The organism is Ideonella benzenivorans (assembly GCF_020387415.1).
GTDB classification, from domain to species: Bacteria; Pseudomonadota; Gammaproteobacteria; order Burkholderiales; family Burkholderiaceae_C; genus Ideonella; species Ideonella benzenivorans.
The window spans coordinates 1-15,531 of sequence record NZ_JAGWCB010000011.1; the positions used below are offsets into that span (position 1 = coordinate 1).

17 protein-coding genes and 1 pseudogene are annotated in these 15,531 nt (G+C 61.5%); 11 read left to right on the forward strand and 7 right to left on the reverse strand.

Annotated features, from left to right (window positions below; translation table 11 throughout):
* The 5 genes from trbL to KGA65_RS12625 form a co-directional block, all read right to left on the reverse strand.
* Nucleotides 1-1,444: P-type conjugative transfer protein TrbL (gene trbL / locus KGA65_RS12605; RefSeq protein WP_225863483.1), on the reverse strand; the 1,444-nt coding region annotated here is incomplete at its 3' end.
* Nucleotides 1,441-1,755, reverse strand: a complete 315-nt coding sequence (locus tag KGA65_RS12610; RefSeq protein WP_225863484.1) for a hypothetical protein — start codon at nt 1,753-1,755, stop codon at nt 1,441-1,443. The genes trbL and KGA65_RS12610, both read right to left, overlap by 4 nt.
* Nucleotides 1,752-2,078, reverse strand: coding sequence for a hypothetical protein (locus KGA65_RS12615; RefSeq protein WP_225863485.1), 327 nt, complete (start codon nt 2,076-2,078; stop codon nt 1,752-1,754). Before KGA65_RS12615 ends, KGA65_RS12610 begins: the two co-directional genes overlap by 4 nt.
* Nucleotides 2,075-2,410 (reverse strand): hypothetical protein, encoded by a 336-nt coding sequence (locus KGA65_RS12620; RefSeq protein WP_225863486.1) that lies wholly within the window; start codon nt 2,408-2,410, stop codon nt 2,075-2,077. Before KGA65_RS12620 ends, KGA65_RS12615 begins: the two co-directional genes overlap by 4 nt.
* Before the next feature lie 374 nt (nt 2,411-2,784).
* Complete coding sequence (locus KGA65_RS12625) at nt 2,785-3,171, reverse strand: hypothetical protein (protein ID WP_225863487.1); 387 nt, start codon at nt 3,169-3,171, stop codon at nt 2,785-2,787.
* 383 nt (nt 3,172-3,554) lie between these two features.
* On the opposite strand from KGA65_RS12625, the gene mobA reads away from it, so the two are divergent.
* The 11 genes from mobA to KGA65_RS12680 all read left to right on the forward strand — a co-directional run bounded on the left by mobA (nt 3,555) and on the right by KGA65_RS12680 (nt 13,984).
* Nucleotides 3,555-3,857: a plasmid mobilization protein MobA gene (gene mobA / locus KGA65_RS12630; protein ID WP_225863488.1), complete on the forward strand. Its 303-nt coding sequence runs from the start codon at nt 3,555-3,557 to the stop codon at nt 3,855-3,857.
* The gene (traI, locus tag KGA65_RS12635; RefSeq protein ID WP_225863489.1) at nt 3,844-6,108 is read left to right on the forward strand and encodes a TraI/MobA(P) family conjugative relaxase; all 2,265 of its coding nucleotides are present in this window, start codon (nt 3,844-3,846) and stop codon (nt 6,106-6,108) included. Before mobA ends, traI begins: the two co-directional genes overlap by 14 nt.
* Before the next feature lie 250 nt (nt 6,109-6,358).
* Nucleotides 6,359-6,907, forward strand: coding sequence for a tyrosine-type recombinase/integrase (locus tag KGA65_RS12640; RefSeq protein WP_225863490.1), 549 nt, complete (start codon nt 6,359-6,361; stop codon nt 6,905-6,907).
* Nucleotides 6,908-6,994: 87 nt separating this feature from the next.
* Complete coding sequence (locus KGA65_RS12645; protein ID WP_225863491.1) at nt 6,995-7,471, forward strand: hypothetical protein; 477 nt, start codon at nt 6,995-6,997, stop codon at nt 7,469-7,471.
* 44 nt (nt 7,472-7,515) lie between these two features.
* Complete coding sequence (locus KGA65_RS12650) at nt 7,516-7,674, forward strand: hypothetical protein (protein ID WP_225863492.1); 159 nt, start codon at nt 7,516-7,518, stop codon at nt 7,672-7,674.
* The gene (locus tag KGA65_RS12655) at nt 7,671-8,864 is read left to right on the forward strand and encodes a DNA cytosine methyltransferase (RefSeq protein WP_225863493.1); all 1,194 of its coding nucleotides are present in this window, start codon (nt 7,671-7,673) and stop codon (nt 8,862-8,864) included. Before KGA65_RS12650 ends, KGA65_RS12655 begins: the two co-directional genes overlap by 4 nt.
* A gap of 13 nt (nt 8,865-8,877) precedes the next feature.
* Nucleotides 8,878-9,813 (forward strand): Eco29kI family restriction endonuclease, encoded by a 936-nt coding sequence (locus KGA65_RS12660; RefSeq protein WP_225863494.1) that lies wholly within the window; start codon nt 8,878-8,880, stop codon nt 9,811-9,813.
* Nucleotides 9,814-9,910: 97 nt separating this feature from the next.
* A complete protein-coding gene (locus KGA65_RS12665; protein ID WP_445666957.1) occupies nt 9,911-10,522 on the forward strand; it encodes a nucleotide-binding protein in 612 nt (203 codons plus the stop codon).
* Nucleotides 10,519-10,791 carry a hypothetical protein gene (locus KGA65_RS12670; RefSeq protein WP_225863496.1) on the forward strand — a complete coding sequence of 91 codons (273 nt, stop codon included), beginning with the start codon at nt 10,519-10,521 and terminating at the stop codon, nt 10,789-10,791. The genes KGA65_RS12665 and KGA65_RS12670 overlap by 4 nt, the downstream gene beginning before the upstream one ends.
* Before the next feature lie 15 nt (nt 10,792-10,806).
* A complete protein-coding gene (trfA, locus tag KGA65_RS12675; RefSeq protein ID WP_225863497.1) occupies nt 10,807-11,805 on the forward strand; it encodes a plasmid replication initiator TrfA in 999 nt (332 codons plus the stop codon).
* Nucleotides 11,806-12,991: 1,186 nt separating this feature from the next.
* On the forward strand, nt 12,992-13,984 hold the full coding sequence (locus tag KGA65_RS12680; RefSeq protein ID WP_225863498.1) for a DNA-binding protein: 993 nt from the start codon (nt 12,992-12,994) through the stop codon (nt 13,982-13,984).
* 409 nt (nt 13,985-14,393) lie between these two features.
* On the opposite strand, the gene trbJ is transcribed toward KGA65_RS12680, so the two are convergent.
* Both trbJ and KGA65_RS12690 read right to left on the reverse strand, forming a co-directional pair.
* Nucleotides 14,394-15,125: a P-type conjugative transfer protein TrbJ gene (gene trbJ, locus KGA65_RS12685; RefSeq protein ID WP_225863499.1), complete on the reverse strand. Its 732-nt coding sequence runs from the start codon at nt 15,123-15,125 to the stop codon at nt 14,394-14,396.
* A 40-nt stretch (nt 15,126-15,165) separates the two neighbouring features.
* A pseudogene (locus tag KGA65_RS12690) lies at nt 15,166-15,531 on the reverse strand (hypothetical protein); the annotation flags it as partial.

The following is a 15,531-nucleotide window of genomic DNA, read 5'->3' on the forward strand; positions in this document are numbered from 1 at the left end:
CGACCGAACCGAAGTCATCGACCACAGGCCGGGAGGCAGCGGAGGAAACCGCCGACGATGCTTCAGGGCTCGAACTGGATGCCTTCGCGCCCGAGGTGCTGGACTGACCGCCCGCGCCTGATGAGGTGGACGAAGGCGACTCAACAGCCGGAGCCGGAGGCGTGGGAGTGCTGCCACTTGATGCCATAGAGGCCCCACCGCTTGCGGCGCTGGTCACTGCCCCCGCTTTCGCAGAAGACGCACCCGAAAGGCTTTCGGCCCCTTTTCCAGCCGCTTGCGGCGCTGCGGATGAACTGCCAGAGCTGGACGGCGGCGCTACCTGTCCTGAGCCACCAGAAGGCCCCGATGCAGCAGCAGCGGCCCCGGCCAGCGTTGACAAACCGCCAGCGGCAGAGCTTCCCGCCAGGCCAGCAGATCCACCGCTGCCCATTCCCTTGAAGGCCGCGCCCGCTGCTTCAGCTACCTTGCCCAAGCCTTTGCCAACTGTGGCCGCTGCGCCGACGCTGCCCGCGACCATCCCGCCAATAACCCCGGCAGCAGCCCCGCCAGTCAGAGAAGGGGAGCCCGACATTGCCGACGATGCCAAGGACGGAATCATCCAGGCGAGGAAAGCAAATAGGGCGGCACCACCCATCACCACATACGCATTGGCAATGAATTGAAGCCCTGCCGTTGCGGAGGTCAGCTTAGCGGCCCAGCCATCGAAAAGGGTGCTGCTCGCGCCGATCAGAAGGTAGATGAACATGAGTTTCACCCCGACCGATATCGAATAGCCGATGTACTTCTGAACGAAGTCCTGTGTCCACCGCGACCCGCCGAATCCCAGAAAAATAGCTGCTGCTGAAATGACGAAGTAACTCTCGATGAGTGTTACCAGGAGCTGTCCCGCCACCACCACAAACGCAATGATGATGAACACGGCGGCGGGGATCGCAGCCAGAACAATGCCCACCGCATCCCACATGTCCATGTCTGAAATGGACTTGAAAATCAGCAGAACGAATTTCAAACCCATCGCAAATACTGACGAGGGGCTTATCTCCGAGATGCCACCGACCGCCTCCCCTGCATCACGAAACGAGTTCATGATTGCCGGAATCCAAGTCGGTGCGAACAGCAGCAGGGCATAGAAAAAGCCAACGCCAAGAATCTTGTTCGCCAGCGCAGCAATGAGGCTTTTCGTGTCGTCCTTTTCGAGAACGTACTTTGTGCCTGTGACAGCCAGATCAATTGCCAGCAGCAAGGCAAACAGACGATTCGCATAGGCCAGCATCGGGGCCATCCACCCGGCAGAAGCAGATTCGTAAGAACTCACAATGCCGTCCAGGATGGCCGTATCGGGCGGCGGTGGCGGTGGGGTCTGAGCGACGGCTGAACCGGCGACCAGGTAGAGGCCAACACCGAGGGCCAAAAGCCAGAATGGGCTAGTCAGTCGCGCGTTCATTTTTGAGCCTCCTTCTTGTCACCGCCAGGAGGCCAGCCGCCTTTGAACCCCTTGTGCTTGTTTTGTGTTGGATCACCAACGTCGAAGGCTTCCTTCAAGGCTGCTTTGCGCGCCGCCTCTTTTTGCGCTTGTTCCTGAGCGGCCTTCTCTGCCTGGTTGTCGCTGCAACCTGCCAGGGCGGCGAAGCATGCGGCCACGACCAAGACAACACCCACGCGCGCCCAGCCCTTGCGGCGAGCTTCAGCGGGCATCGCCGAAATTTCCTGATGGACGGAGCCGACGAGCTGAATGGAGTTGGTGAGCCACTTCATACGCCACCCCCGACCAGGAACAGCACCGACAGGGCAGCAATGACCGCCAGCGGCACCGCGAGGGGACGCAGGCGCGAGGGGTCAAACATCGCATTCAAGCCGACCAGGGCGAATGTGCCAGCGAACGCGCCCAGCATCGCGGCATTGCCTGACCAGAGGTTGAGCGCCCCGCCGAACATGGCGACCAGGATCGGCGTAACCGTCAGCAGCCGGAAGATAGGCAGCGAGCGAGAGGCGCGAGCTGGTGAAGCCTCAACGACGCGGAAATCCGCGTCGATCACATCGCCGCGCGTGGCTTCGTACTGAGTGGGGAGGTTTTTCATACGCCCCCCCGTGCCAGGAAGAAGACAGCAGCAAAGACGGCGACCAGGAGCAGGGAGCGCGTCACGAATCGGAAGGCTTCTTTGTCGCCGTAAGCCTTTTGAATCCCGCTGGCGGCCTCACCCGCGAGCACGATGAAAATTGGACCGCTCGCGCTTTTTAAACCTCCGAGCCAACCAGGATCAGCGACGGTGATGCTCTTGAGCGCGACGGGGAACGCGATCATTGCCAGTGCCACCGAGGCGACAAAACCCGCTTTGTGCAGCAGTCCGTTTCGATGCTGTGGTGATCCGCTTTTTTGGGCCGGTAGCGTTCCGGTTTTGGTTTGAGACATGGCCTAGCCCTTTAGGTGTGGGCTTCCATGCCGAGGGGAGAGCTTGAACCGACCCGATGACAGGGAAGCCCGTTGAGGAACGAACTTCGATCACCTGTCTCGCCGTGGTCTGCTTCACGGGAGCTACGCCGGGCCTGGCTTCAGTATCAGCACACGGGGGCTGAATCCATCGGTGGAACCTTTGCCGACTGTCACCACCGATCCCGACTTGACCGCGTGGATGTAGGGCGCTGCGCCCGGCTTTAGGTTCGGAGACTTACGAGGGGTTTGCTTTCGCTTTGCCCGCCCGACCTGCTTTCGCAGGGGACTTACCACCCGAGGGCAGTTGTCGCATTTTATTCAAACGTCCTGCTGTTGTCTTGTGTTGACTCAGCTCAGACCTTGGGCCAGTTTTCACCGGCTTCACCCTTCAATTTTCCGCGCCTGGTGCTGCCTGGTTTCGGAGTGGTCAGGAACGATTTGATCGTCGAACCTTTGACCACGATCCCGCTGCCTTGCCCATCGTCTTTGAGCAGTTCCGCGACATCGTTCCAGTCGTAGCCTTCACGCCGCAATTTTTCGACCTCAGTGCGGAGCATGAGCACCGCTTCCTTGTTCGATTCGACCTCAGTTCGAGGCTTCGGCGGGACTGCTTGCAGCTTCGATTTCAGGCGCTCGATGGTGTCAATCGAGATAGCCATTGCACTCCTTTCATGGTTGATGTTTTGCACTCTCCTTGCAGTGACGATGCCGTTTTCTTGCAGTGAAGGTGCAGCCTTCACGCGGGTTCATGCAGTGCTTGTGCAGTGCCCTTGCACTGTTTCTGCCGCGTAGCTGGTTTTCTCCCAGCTTGAGGCGCATGATACCATGCTGAACAGCGAGAATACTAGGGGACAGGATAGGGTTTGTAATACCGCTGCGCGGTCTTCCACCGGCCCGCGCCAGTCGTTTCACTCCCTCTGCGTGCCTAACCTGCCTGCTCAGGGCTTCGCCCCGAGACCCCTTCACCCGCCCGCCCCGTTGGGGCTGCTTATGTTTTGCTGATCTTCTGCTTATGCAGGCCCCTGAAACGGGGCGGATCAGCAAAACATAAGCAAAAGATCAGCAGTACATCAGCACGTCAGGCCCGCATAAGCAGGCCAGGCGAGACGACCAGGACAACAGCATGAGCGAGCAGCGAAAGAAGACCGTAGCCCTTGCCGTTCGCCTTGAACCAGGCGAGGCCGAGGCCATCCGCGAGAAGGCCAAAGATGCGGGCGTGACCGTTTCCGAATTTCTTCGGGCGGCAGCACTCGGGCGCAAGACCCGGAGCGTGGTTGAGGAAGGAATGATTAACGAGCTGCGCCGCCTGGGTGGACTGCAAAAGATGATCCACAACGACACGGGGGGGACGTACAGCAAGGAAACCGCCGCCATCCTGAAGGAGATCAAAGACGCGATTCGGAGGCTTGCCCGTGGCGGTGTTTAGAGTCTTTGGCAAGCGCAACGATGGACGATCCAGCTTTGCGAAGCTGGTTTCGTATGTCGCGCGAGGCGATGAAAAAGAAGGCCACACGAAGGGCCGCGAGGGGCACGAGCCGACCGCGCCGCTGATCGACAGCGCGCTTTATGAAGACATGCCGCCGCACCTGTACGGCGAGCTGGTGAGCTTGTCAGATGCGCCGACCTTGGGAGACGCAGAGCACGGCCAGGAGCGGCCCGCCAAGGCCGCAGAGAAGACGCTAGGGGGCATGAAGTCCCTGAGCATGGGAAAGCGCCCACAGGCCCAGCAAGCGGCCCGCGTTCCCATGGAAACAAACTGCTTGGACATCGACACCGCCGCCCATGAAATGCGTGCAGTCGCTGCCATGAACGGGCGCGTCAAAGACCCGGTTTATCACTGCATGGTCAGCCTTCCAACTGGCGAAAAGTTGCCAGAAGCCGCCATGTTCGAGATAGCGCGCGAGACGATCAAGGCGATAGGTTTCGAGGGGCATCAATACGTTGCCGCGATCCACGATGACACGAACCACCAGCACATTCACATCGGGGTGAACCGGGTTCACCCGGAGACATACAAGGCTGTCTATCCAGACCGCGACCACTACAAAGGCGCTTACTGCATGCGAGCGATGGAGCTGCGCTTCGGCCTGTCCCATGACAAGGGAGCCTATGCCGTCTTCGAGCGTGACGGCAAGACCGTGATCGACTGGGCCAGCAAAGACCCGAACAGCAAGGAGAAGGCCCCCGCCAAAGCCCGCGACATGGAGATTCACGGGCGAGAAAGCCTGTTCAGTTACGCGCGCGCCGAGCCTCGCAAGGCGGTTGCGGCGCTGCTGAAGTCCAACGCGCCAACCTGGGCAGAGCTGCACCAGGTCATGGGGCGTTACGGCCTTGAGCTGCGCACGAAGGGCCAGGGGTTCGCCGTGTACGACAAGGCCAACCAGGAACAAACGCCGATCAAGGCCAGCGACATGCACGAGGCCATGAGCAAGGCCAGGTTAGAGAAGGCCCTAGGCCCGTTCGAGCCAGCGCCGCAGATCGAGCAGCAGGCCGAGCAGACCTACAACCCGGAGCGCGCGCCCAAGCGTGACCCGGCGAAGCGGGCGCAGCGCGCCGAGGAACGAGCCGACCAGCGCCGCCAGTTGCGGGAGCTGTACGACGAGGGCAAGAAGCCAGTAGTCCAGGAGACGGCCAAGCACGTGCAGGCGCTGAAGGAATCCATCGCCCAGCGCGCCAAGGACATTACCACCAGCGCCCAGGCCGAGCGCAAGGCGATCTATGCCGCCGACAAGGCCCCGGCGATCAAGAAGGCCATGCTCTCAGTGTTGGCCGCAGAGACGGCCAAGCAGCGCGCCGAGCTGCGCGCCGCCGCCAAGCGCGAACGCGCCGTCATCCCCAAGGTGCAGCCGTTCCGCGAGTGGGTTGCCGACCAGGCAGAGGCAGGCCACCCGGCAGCAATCAGCCAGGTGCGCGGCTACCTCTACGCCGACAAGCGCAAGCTCCAGAAGTGGAAGCAGGCCGACGAGCTGCGCGCGACGATGCCCGGCATCAAGGGGCCGGGGCCGGTGGACATGGAGCAGGACGGCCAGCTTTGGGGCATCGCTTCCATGACGTACCAGGTCAACCGGCAGACTGGCGACGTTCGCTATCAGATTGCAGGCCGCGAGGCCTTCACCGACTACGGCAAGCGCCTCACCTTTGACGGTCAGGCCTCAACCAACGAAGCCGCGATCCTTGCGGGCCTGCAAGTGGCTCAAGCCAAGTTCGGGCAGGCGCTCGAACTCACCGGCACCGACGAATTCAAGCGCCGAGTCGCAGAGGTTGCCGCGAAGCAAGGCTTGCGCGTGACCTTCACCGATCCTGCCATCGAGCAGTACCGCCAGCAGTTGACCAGGCCGCAGCCGCAGCCCGAACGGGCCGCGACCGCCGAAGACATGGCCCGATCCAAGCGCGAGGCCGATCAACTGGCACGCCAGCACATCGGCCAGGCCGGGAAGATTCAGGTACTCACCGAGGGCGCGACCGCTCGCGGTGAAATCGTTGGGGAGACAGCGCAGCACCTGGTGCAGCGCGTTTCGCCAACTTTGGCAGTCACGCATGAGAAAGCCCGGTTCGCTCACCTGCCAGCAGGCCAGCGACCGAAGCCCGGCCAGCACCTTGCTATCAGCTACGCCGACAGCAAGGGCAAGGCGGTTCCCATCCAGCCGCCCGCGCGAGGCAAGGGCCTCACCCGGTGAAATGGTGACAAACCTTCGACCTGGCTAGCGCCCACTTGTCACCAAGAAGATGGTAATATATATTTATGGCTGTATGGCTTGCTGTATTTTGGGGGCCTTGCGCTGATTGGACGAAATGAATCATTTTGTCCAATCAGAGGCTGGCAAAATATGAGTTCACGGGGCAAGCAGCCCCGTTTTGACGGGGCACGATTGGACAAAACGATGAGCACACCGACCACAACCGGAAAACGGCCAGGCTGACCAGGACATGAACGACCGCAAGCACCTCACATCGGGCGAAGTCGAAAAGCTCGTCGCGGCCACCAAAGGGGCCACGCACGAAGCGCGCGACCGTTGTTTGTTAGTGCTGATGTTCCGGCATGGCCTGCGCGTGTCCGAGGCCTGCGGCCTGAAGTTGTCACAGGTGGACATCGAGGGCCGAGTCCTGCACGTCGCCAGGTTGAAGAAGGGCCTATCGACCACTCACCCGCTGCGCACCGAAGAACTGCGCGTGATTCGGGCATGGATGACCGAGCGCAAGCGCCTACAGCCCGCGAACGATGCTTTCTTTGTCTCCGCGCGCCGGTTGCCGCTCAATCGGCGCACGGCTTGGGTGGCGATCCGCAAATACGGCGAGCTGGCAGGGCTTCCACTAGATGCCCACCCTCACATGCTGCGGCATGGTTGCGGGTATGCCTTGGCCGACCAGGGCGCGGATACCCGACTGATCCAGGACTATCTAGGTCACAGGAACATACAGCACACCGTCCGATATACGGCCACGAACCCGGCCAGGTTCGAGAGGCTTTGGCGGTGATGCTGGACGAAGTTTTTCTAGGCGGCGCAGCCGGTGCGGGAACACCGACAGCGCCTAACCACAACCCACCTATTACGGAGGTGAACCATGGCTAACGCTATTTTCCCATCTGAGGCGACCAGGCGGCGAGTTCCGCGCTTTGCCTTCCCTGACTGTTCCCCCCAGCTCTACGGGCTGGACGATGAGCTTTGCAGGCTCATGGAGCAGTACGCGGCCTATCTGCACGACACGACCGGCGAATGCTGGACGCTGGGCGAGCTGGCCCAAGAGCTGACCATGCGCGCCCTGGGCGAAGAAGACACCTGGGACTTTTGGGCTTGGATCATCAAGACCGACGGCCAGGCCGAGGCGACCTACTACCTGCCCCGCCCGAGCTGGCCGCTTTCGATCATGGGCTTCGATCGTGATGCGGCATGGACGATCAACCAATGGGCACGCTACAGCGCCGCCCATGGTTGCCCCATCACGGACGGCGACGCAGTGCGCGGCATGACCTTCATGCAGATCGACGACGACGAAGACTTTCGCGCGTGGCGGCTTGCCCGCAAGGCGGGTGTGCAATGACGACCAGGACACCCCGCTTTGTCCTTCGCGCAGCCGATGGCCGCATGGTGACGAACGACACCCGCACGGGGCCGAGCCTCACCACCAGCCGGGCGCTTTCCTACGTCTGGACGAACCCAACCGAAGCCGATTCCCAGCGGCTTGCCTACCAGGCCACGCTAGGCGTGGCGCTGAAGGTGCAGCCTCAAGAGGCGAACACATGAAGAACGAAATTCAACACCTCAACCAGCTTCAATCAATCGAGCTTTTCGCGGGCGCGGGAGGCCTGGGGCTTGGTTTTTCATTGAACGACGTGGGCCACAAGGCCGTGGTCGAGTGGGATCGCTACGCCTGCGACACCTTGCGCAACAACAAGCGCAACGGCGTTGAGCCGGTTGCGCATTGGGCAGACGTGACCGAGGGCGATGTTCGGGACTTCAGCTATGCCGGGTTCGAGGGCCTAGACCTGGTGACGGGCGGGCCACCTTGCCAACCCTTTTCTATGGGCGGCAAGGCGCGCGGCTTCCTGGATGACCGCGACATGTTTCCCCAGGCGGTTCGCGCAGTGCGCGAGGTGCGCCCGCGGGCGTTTGTCTTCGAGAACGTTCGAGGCCTGACCCGTGCGAGCTTCTACAACTACTTCAGCTATGTACAGCTTCAGCTCGAATTCCCGAACCTGAAGGCCAAGCCGAAGGAGGAATGGCTTACCCACCTTGCCCGGCTTGAGAAGCACAAGACCAAGGGCGGCAAGAGTGAATATCACGTTGTCGCCCGACTGGTGAACGCTGCGAACTACGGCGTTCCTCAGAAGCGCGAGCGCGTTTTTATCGTGGGCTTCAGGGCCGACATACATCGCCCGTGGACGTTCCCAGGAGAGACGCACAGCCTTGATGCTCTGCTGCGTGACCAGTGGGTGACTGGCGAGTATTGGGAGCGCCTGCGCGTTGCCAAGAAGAACCGCCCTGCCCTGCCCCCGCGGATGGACAAGAAGCTCGCCATGCTGCGCGATGCCGACCCGGCCACCTTGTTGCAGCCGTGGCGCACCGTGCGAGACGCGATTTCAGATCTTCCCGATCCCGAGAAGCGACCCAATGCCGAGCTGGTGCAAGCGCACCGCTTCCAGCCAGGCGCGCGGACGTATCCAGGGCACACGGGAAGCCCCCTTGATGAACCCGCGAAGGCTTTGAAAGCGGGCGATCATGGTGTACCAGGTGGTGAAAACATGCTGCGCCGTCCCGATGGCTCAGTCCGTTATTTCACCGTTCGAGAATGCGCCCGCATTCAGACCTTCCCGGACGAATTCATCTTCGCTGGCACATGGACGGAGACCATGCGCCAGCTTGGCAACGCAGTGCCGGTGAAGTTGGCTCAACGTGTGGCGGGGAGTGTCTGCGAGCAACTGCGGCAGATATAGGAACCCCAAGGACATGGCGACAAGAAGAAGACCCGCAACCCAACTCGAAACGCTACTCGCGGAGCTGCGCACGCTGGCCGAGCGCATCGCCGCCGCTGAAGCGGGCACCGACGCGCGCGCCACCAAGCGCGCCAGGCTGGCACTGGATGCCGTCACGCAGCAACTGGCGACCGTGGCCGCTGGCCTCGATCCGGTGCTTCGACCTGCTTCGATCTTCGACCCGACCGACCCGAACACAGCGGGCCGTGTTGTCGCCTTGACCCTTGTTGCACAGGCCCGGCACCCACTCGCGGCCATCCCTGAGTTTTACGGCGCTGGGGTGTACGCGATCTACTACCGCGGGGACTTCGCCCCCTATGCGCCGTTGGCGGGCACCGATCACCCGATCTATGTCGGCAAGGCCGACCCGGACAACCAGGCGGCAAAGGATGCCGTCAGCCAGGGCACGAAGCTATCAGGGCGGCTCAATGAGCACGCCAAGAGCATCCGCAAGGCGACAACGACCCTCAGCATTGACGACTTCGAGTGTCGTTTCCTGATCGTTCAAACCGGCTTCCAGAAGTCAGCCGAGGACTACCTCATCAACTTCTTCAGGCCGATTTGGAACTCGGAGACGAAGATTTGCTTCGGCCTGGGCAAGCATGGCGACAGCTCAGAGACACGCGGAAACAAGCGTTCGCCCTGGGACACGATGCACCCAGGCCGGAGCTGGGCTGATACAACAGATGGCGACCAGAAGGCCCCCGAGCTGATCCTTTCGCAGATTGAGAGGCACTTGGCCAACCACCCGCCCTATGCCGACATCCATCAAATCTTTGAGCAGTTCATGACCGACATGCGGCAGCTCAACACTGAGCGGTTTTACACGCAGGCACTCGGTGCCGTGCCGCTTGAAGGCTCAGGCTTCGAGGATCAAACGCCAGTCAACCCGGACGACCAGGCCGAGTAAATTGCCTTGCCCTTCGGGGCTTGACTAGATAGAAATATATATTTATACTTTTATCTAGTCCCATATTTAAGGGTTATCTAGGATGATATACGCGGTCGTGAACACCAAAGGCGGGGTAGGCAAGACAACTACCGCCGTCCACCTTGCGGCCATGCTGTCCCGCAAAGGATCAACCTTGCTGATCGACGGCGATCCGCAAGCCAGCGCGGCGAGCTGGGCCGCGTGGCGGCGTGAAACGGAGCGAACCCCTAGCCCGACGACGACCGTTCTCGCAGGCAAGGCGATCCTCAGCGAAGGCAAAGGCCTCGCGGAGAAGTACAAGCACGCGGTAGTCGATGCCGGCGGCCGCGACTCGCCGGGCATGCGTGCCGCGCTGCTGCTGGCCGACCGGGCAATCATCCCCATCGGGGCATCGAACCTTGATGCCGCCGCAATGGATGACCTTTTGAGCATTGTTGAAGACGCCAAGCAGTTCAATGAAAAACTGGTTGTGCGTGTCCTGCTGACGCGCATTGACCCGCGCACCAAGGACACGGGCGAAATGCTGACCTACCTTGAAGAAAAGGGCCTGCAAGTCCTCAAGTCCAAGGTTTGCGAGCGCGTGGCCGTTCGCCGGGCAGTAGGCGAGGGGGCCATCGTCCAGGAAGTGGGCAAGGACGGCAACGCCGTCGCCGAGATTGAAGCCTTTTTTGAGGAAGTGACGAAATGAAAGTCCGAGGCAAACCGAACGTTGATGCGTTTCTCGACGGTGGCAACGAGGCTGCAAAAGCGCCCGTAGCCGCACCATCGAAGTCCAAGCCAGTGCAGGCCGCAGATGAGCCACCGAAGCGCACCAAGAAGCTCTTTGAGCTGCCCGAGGCAATGATTGCTGACCTCGAACAGCGTTGCGTTGACGAGCGCCGCCAGTTAGGGCGGCGGGTCACTCAGACCGAGATTGTTGAGCGCGCCCTAGGAACGTATCTTTATGGCAAGGCATAAAATATAGGTCTATATATGTCAGATGATGCCGACATCCTCGAAGCCGCACCCAGCGACGAGCCGCCCAAGCGTGCGGTGCCCACGTCCGAGCGTCTTCGGGAGATAACCGAGCGCGGCCAACAGAAGGCCAAAGAGCGCGAGCGTCAGGCAAGAGAGCAAGCCCGCGAGCGCAAGAAGCAAAGCCTTCTATCGGACAAGCAGCTCACCCTATGGGTGGACGCTGTGCGCGGAGCGCCAAACGAGATCGTTCGTTCGGCCTTGTTCACGGCCAAGAACCGCAAGCAGGCCCGCGAGTACCTTGATGGTGCGGTTATTGCCGTCGTAGGGGAGGGAAGAATCACCTACACCGGCAAGGAGCTGCGCCAGGACGATGAAACTGTGTGGCTTCAGCTTATCCACCTAGCCCGCGAAAACGGGCTATCGAAGCCCTTCCAGTTCACGCCCTACAGCTTTTGCAAGGCGATCAACTGGCCTATCAACGGGCAGAGTTTCGACCGGCTCGACAAGTGCATGACGCGGCTACAGGCCACGTCGCTGAAGATTGCCAGCCAGCGGCTGGGCGATGAAGTCTCACTCTCCATGTTGCCGGGCTTCAAGGCCAATCGGCGCAAGGAAGGCGACGGCGGTTTGTGGACTGTTCGCATGCATGACGAGCTGGTCTTCCTGTTCTCGGAGTTCCAATACACGCGGGTTGAGTGGCAGCAGCGCCTCGCGCTGCCGGAGGGGCTTGCAACCTGGTTGCACGCCTACTATGCCTCGCACCGCGAGCCCTTCGCGGTCAAGGTCGAGACGCTGGCCGTTGGGGCCGGGCTCATGACTGAAGCGCCAGAAGATGCCCAGCTCGATGCCGCTGTCCAGGATGCCAGGCGCAAGGAGCGACTTCGAGAAGTCAAGAAGCTGATCGTCAAGGCGCTGGAGGCCTTGAAGGAGACGGGCTTCCTGGTGGACTTCGAGGTGACGCGCAGCGGGCTGGTGAACGTCCGACGAGCCACCGACGAACGCCCCATTCTTTGATCTTTGACTCCCGTTTTCGCTTGGGAAGCCCGTCGTTCGCAGGCTTTCGCCCCCGCTAAGTGGCTGTCGTTGTTCACCATATGGCGCACAACTTGGCGTTTGATCTATGACTCCCGTTCTTTGATGGTTGACCCCCGGCCTATTGATTTTTGACTCCCGGCACCATTGATGGTTGACCCCCGAAGTTTTGATTCTTGACTCCCGGACGTGTCGGCGTAAGTGGTTGATTGATAAAGAGAAAAAGCGGTTACCCACAGACCCCTAACCCTTCTTTAACCTCTTTATTTAACCTGTATTTAACCCCCCGACCTGTGGACAAGTCGCGTGCCAAACGCCGGGAAAGGCCCATCCGGGGCATTCCCGACGAGCGGGAACCGGCTATGTCGTGCTGCGCATCGAGCCTCTGCGAGTCTCGCCCCCTACGGGCTTCCAGCGCCTTGCCAGGCACACCACCAGGCCAGCAGCATCGTTGCATCACCCACCGGCACCGCTTTGATAAGTGCCCCCCGGAGGGGGGTGAAAGGCGCTATCGCGCCTACGGCCCCCGGAAGGGAACCAAAAAATGCGCCCGCGGAAGCGGGCGAGAACAGTCCGCGGGGGAACTGCGTTCCCCCCTGTCGCGCTACGGCTTCGCCTTCGCACCGGACTCGACCCCCCTTGTGGGCCTGCGGCCCCCCGATCCGCCTTGAGGCGGTCGGCTCCCCCTGCTGGCTATCCAGAAAAGAAGGCTTGAATCCGCCCCGCTGCGCTCAGGAAAAGTAAAAACAGGCTTCCCGGCGTGCCAGGAGGGCCAGGGCGAGGCGATCAGAGCTGCGGCCAGGGGGTAGGGCAGGGCTTGCCCGTTTGCGCGGCTTGCGCGCGCTTTTAAGCGGTTGCCAATTTCGGGCACATCCCACGGGTTGATCTTTGCCCCCGGTTGTCCACCAGGCGAAGCCGTTTTCGGGGCACCGCCCCGCGCGGGTTGACCAGGTGAGGCCCTGAACGTCGAGCCACTATTGAGCTTTGACCCCCGTTCTGACTGGTGACACGTCGGAGCTGGCCAGGTCGAAGGTTTGTCACCAATCCACACCGTTACATCACCCACGCGGAAGCGTGCGACCCGGCCAAACTCCCATTAGTTTGTTAGTTAGTTTATTTGTTTCTTTGTTTGTTGTGATATAATGGGGCAACAACCAGGAGAACCGCCATGCGCCCAGCCGAATTTGCCCCCGAGTCCATCATCGAAGCCGGTCAAGGGCTGCAAGCCGCTGGCCGGAACATCACCGGCTTTGCCCTGCGCCAGAAGGTGGGCGGCGGCAATCCTTCCAGGTTGAAGCAGGTTTGGGACGAGCACCTTGCCAGCCAGTCAGTGACCAAGGCCGAGCCGGTTGCCGAGCTGCCGATAGAGGTTGCCGAGGAAGTGGCCGCAGTCACCAAGGCGCTGACCGAGCGCCTTGCCACGCTGGCCGTGGAGTTGAACGACAAGGCCGTCAAGGCAGCAGAGCGCCGGGTTCATGAGGTTGTGCGATCCGCAGGCGAACAGCGCGAACAGGCCGAGCGAGAGCTGGCCGACGCATCGCAGACCGTCGATGATTTGGAAACCAAGCTCGACCAGGCCACCGCTGAAACCGAGACGCTGGAAAACAAACTCGCCGAGGTGCAGGCCACCAGCCAGGCGCAGGCTGTAGAGCTGGCCCAGCTCCGCGAACGCCTCACCGTGACGGAACAGACCGCCAAGACGGCAGAAGCCCAGCACACCGCCGAGCTTGCCCGCATGAATGCCGCCATCGAGGCCGACCGCGCACGTCACCAACAGGAAGCCGAGCAGCTTCGCGCCGAGCTGGCCGAGCAGAAGAAAGCCAACCAGGCCGCGACCGCCGAACGTGACCAGGTGCGGGCCGAACTGGCGACCGTGAAAGCCAAAGCCGAAGCCGCCGACCAGGCGCACCAAGAGCAACGCAAGACCGCCGAGCGCGAAGCCCAGCGAGCAGCCGAGCGCATCGCCAAGGCCGAGGCTGACCAAGTGCAGGCCACCAAGGAAGCCAGCACGGCACGCGAGGAAGCGGCCAAGCTGCGCGGCCAGGTAGAAGCTATGCAGACCCAAGCCGCCGAGCTGGTGCGCGCCCTCAGCGACCGCCAGGCGCAGCCAGAAGACGGCCAGCCAGCAACCAAGCCCGCCAAGGGCAAGAAAGGAGAATGAGGCCATGACCGACCAGCAGCAGCCAGCGCAACCAGGCGCAGCGGCGAAGCCGCCAAGCTATCAAAACACGTCAAGCGAGATTTTCCCGCTGCCGTTTTTCATCACCCGTGGGGAGCCGTACATCGCAGAGCCAGGCGAACAAACGGAACCCATACAACAAGCGCCCGAGCCAGGGCCAGACACTGAAAGCTAAGTTAATACGGCGTTGCGTGACTACGCATCGCCGCATTGATTTGGTGACAAACGCGCGCTGGCCAGGTCGAAGGCTTGTCACCACCAGGACGAAGAAAAGCCCGCGCAGTGGCGGGCTTTGGTGAAGGTGTCCCCGGCTATTCGGCGGGACTCTGCCGGGGACTCAGAGCGTTTGCGCGGCGGGCGGCCATGCTTGACCGCGCCCCGCCTGTTGGTCTTACTTCCAGCCGCCTTTGAAGCCCTTATGGGTGTTGGTTGTTGGATCACCCACGTCGAAGGCGCGATCCGTTGCCACCTTGCGCGTGGCTTCCTTTTGCTCCTGCCCGGCCATGTAGGTGTTTTGCTGGTTGAGCTGGGCCATCATGAGCTGCCGCAGCTTTTGAAGCTGCTGGACCTGTTGCTCTGCGATCTGAGAGCCGACCTGAATCGCTTGCATCTGGCCCGTGGCGCTTTGTGACATGGTGCGGAGCTGCTTCAGCGTCATTTCCTCAGTGGCGAACTGGTTCGACTGCATGTTTGCCGCCATGAGTGACCCCTTCAGGGTGTCCATGGTCTTGCGGGACAGGTCTCGATACTCCTTCTTGAAGTCGGTGCCGGTGAAGGTGAAGCCCTTGAAGGTGTTCTCGAACTGCGTGGCGATGTTCGTCGCCGAGTAGGCCAGCGCCTGCCCCTGCTGGACAACGCTTGCAACGCCCATCAGTTCGCCCTCAATCGAACCCCACACCTGGGCCGGAATATTCAGGGTGTTCTGAATCATGTTCTGGTACTGCTGCAACTGAGTCGCGTAGGACTGCACTTGCTGCAAGTACGACTGCACCAGTTCGATGTTGTTGGCGAGCTGGGTGATTTCGGTGGAGCCGCCGAAGCCCGCAACCGATCCGGCGAAGGAGGGCGGGGCCGCGAGGGCGAGGGATGCGGAGACGATGGCCGCGATGATGGTTTTTTTCATGGTTGATCCTTTCGTTTAAGTACGTAGTTGCGTTGATGCGTTAATCCTTGCCGCCGTCGAAACGGATATGAACGGTTCCACCGGAGGCAGCGTCAGAGGGAAGATGCGGCGCGCGCACGTTGCGCATCCGATCCAGCAGGCCAGGGCCTTTGTCTTTCCCCTCAGAGGCACCAGGAGGGGCGACCGCTGGAGCTGACGCACCCCCGATGCCGTTCGCCTCACTCGGCGCGCTGGTGGCCGCAGCAGAGGCCGATTGATCCGACGACGAAACCGGGGGAACGACCGAACCGAAGTCATCGACCACAGGCCGGGAGGCAGCGGAGGAAACCGCCGACGATGCTTCAGGGCTCGAACTGGATGCCTTCGCGCCCGAGGTGCTGGACTGACCGCCCGCGCCTGATGAGGT

What these genes read in the sequence shown, in the direction of transcription:
- KGA65_RS12610 (WP_225863484.1), bottom strand. Translation starts at nt 1,755, where the DNA reads ATGAAGTGGCTCACCAACTCCATTCAGCTCGTCGGCTCCGTCCATCAG.
- KGA65_RS12615 (WP_225863485.1), bottom strand. Translation starts at nt 2,078, where the DNA reads ATGAAAAACCTCCCCACTCAGTACGAAGCCACGCGCGGCGATGTGATC.
- KGA65_RS12620 (WP_225863486.1), bottom strand. Translation starts at nt 2,410, where the DNA reads ATGTCTCAAACCAAAACCGGAACGCTACCGGCCCAAAAAAGCGGATCA.
- mobA (WP_225863488.1), top strand. Translation starts at nt 3,555, where the DNA reads ATGAGCGAGCAGCGAAAGAAGACCGTAGCCCTTGCCGTTCGCCTTGAA.
- KGA65_RS12640 (WP_225863490.1), top strand. Translation starts at nt 6,359, where the DNA reads ATGAACGACCGCAAGCACCTCACATCGGGCGAAGTCGAAAAGCTCGTC.
- KGA65_RS12645 (WP_225863491.1), top strand. Translation starts at nt 6,995, where the DNA reads ATGGCTAACGCTATTTTCCCATCTGAGGCGACCAGGCGGCGAGTTCCG.
- KGA65_RS12650 (WP_225863492.1), top strand. Translation starts at nt 7,516, where the DNA reads ATGGTGACGAACGACACCCGCACGGGGCCGAGCCTCACCACCAGCCGG.
- KGA65_RS12655 (WP_225863493.1), top strand. Translation starts at nt 7,671, where the DNA reads ATGAAGAACGAAATTCAACACCTCAACCAGCTTCAATCAATCGAGCTT.
- KGA65_RS12660 (WP_225863494.1), top strand. Translation starts at nt 8,878, where the DNA reads ATGGCGACAAGAAGAAGACCCGCAACCCAACTCGAAACGCTACTCGCG.
- KGA65_RS12670 (WP_225863496.1), top strand. Translation starts at nt 10,519, where the DNA reads ATGAAAGTCCGAGGCAAACCGAACGTTGATGCGTTTCTCGACGGTGGC.
- trfA (WP_225863497.1), top strand. Translation starts at nt 10,807, where the DNA reads ATGTCAGATGATGCCGACATCCTCGAAGCCGCACCCAGCGACGAGCCG.
- KGA65_RS12680 (WP_225863498.1), top strand. Translation starts at nt 12,992, where the DNA reads ATGCGCCCAGCCGAATTTGCCCCCGAGTCCATCATCGAAGCCGGTCAA.
- trbJ (WP_225863499.1), bottom strand. Translation starts at nt 15,125, where the DNA reads ATGAAAAAAACCATCATCGCGGCCATCGTCTCCGCATCCCTCGCCCTC.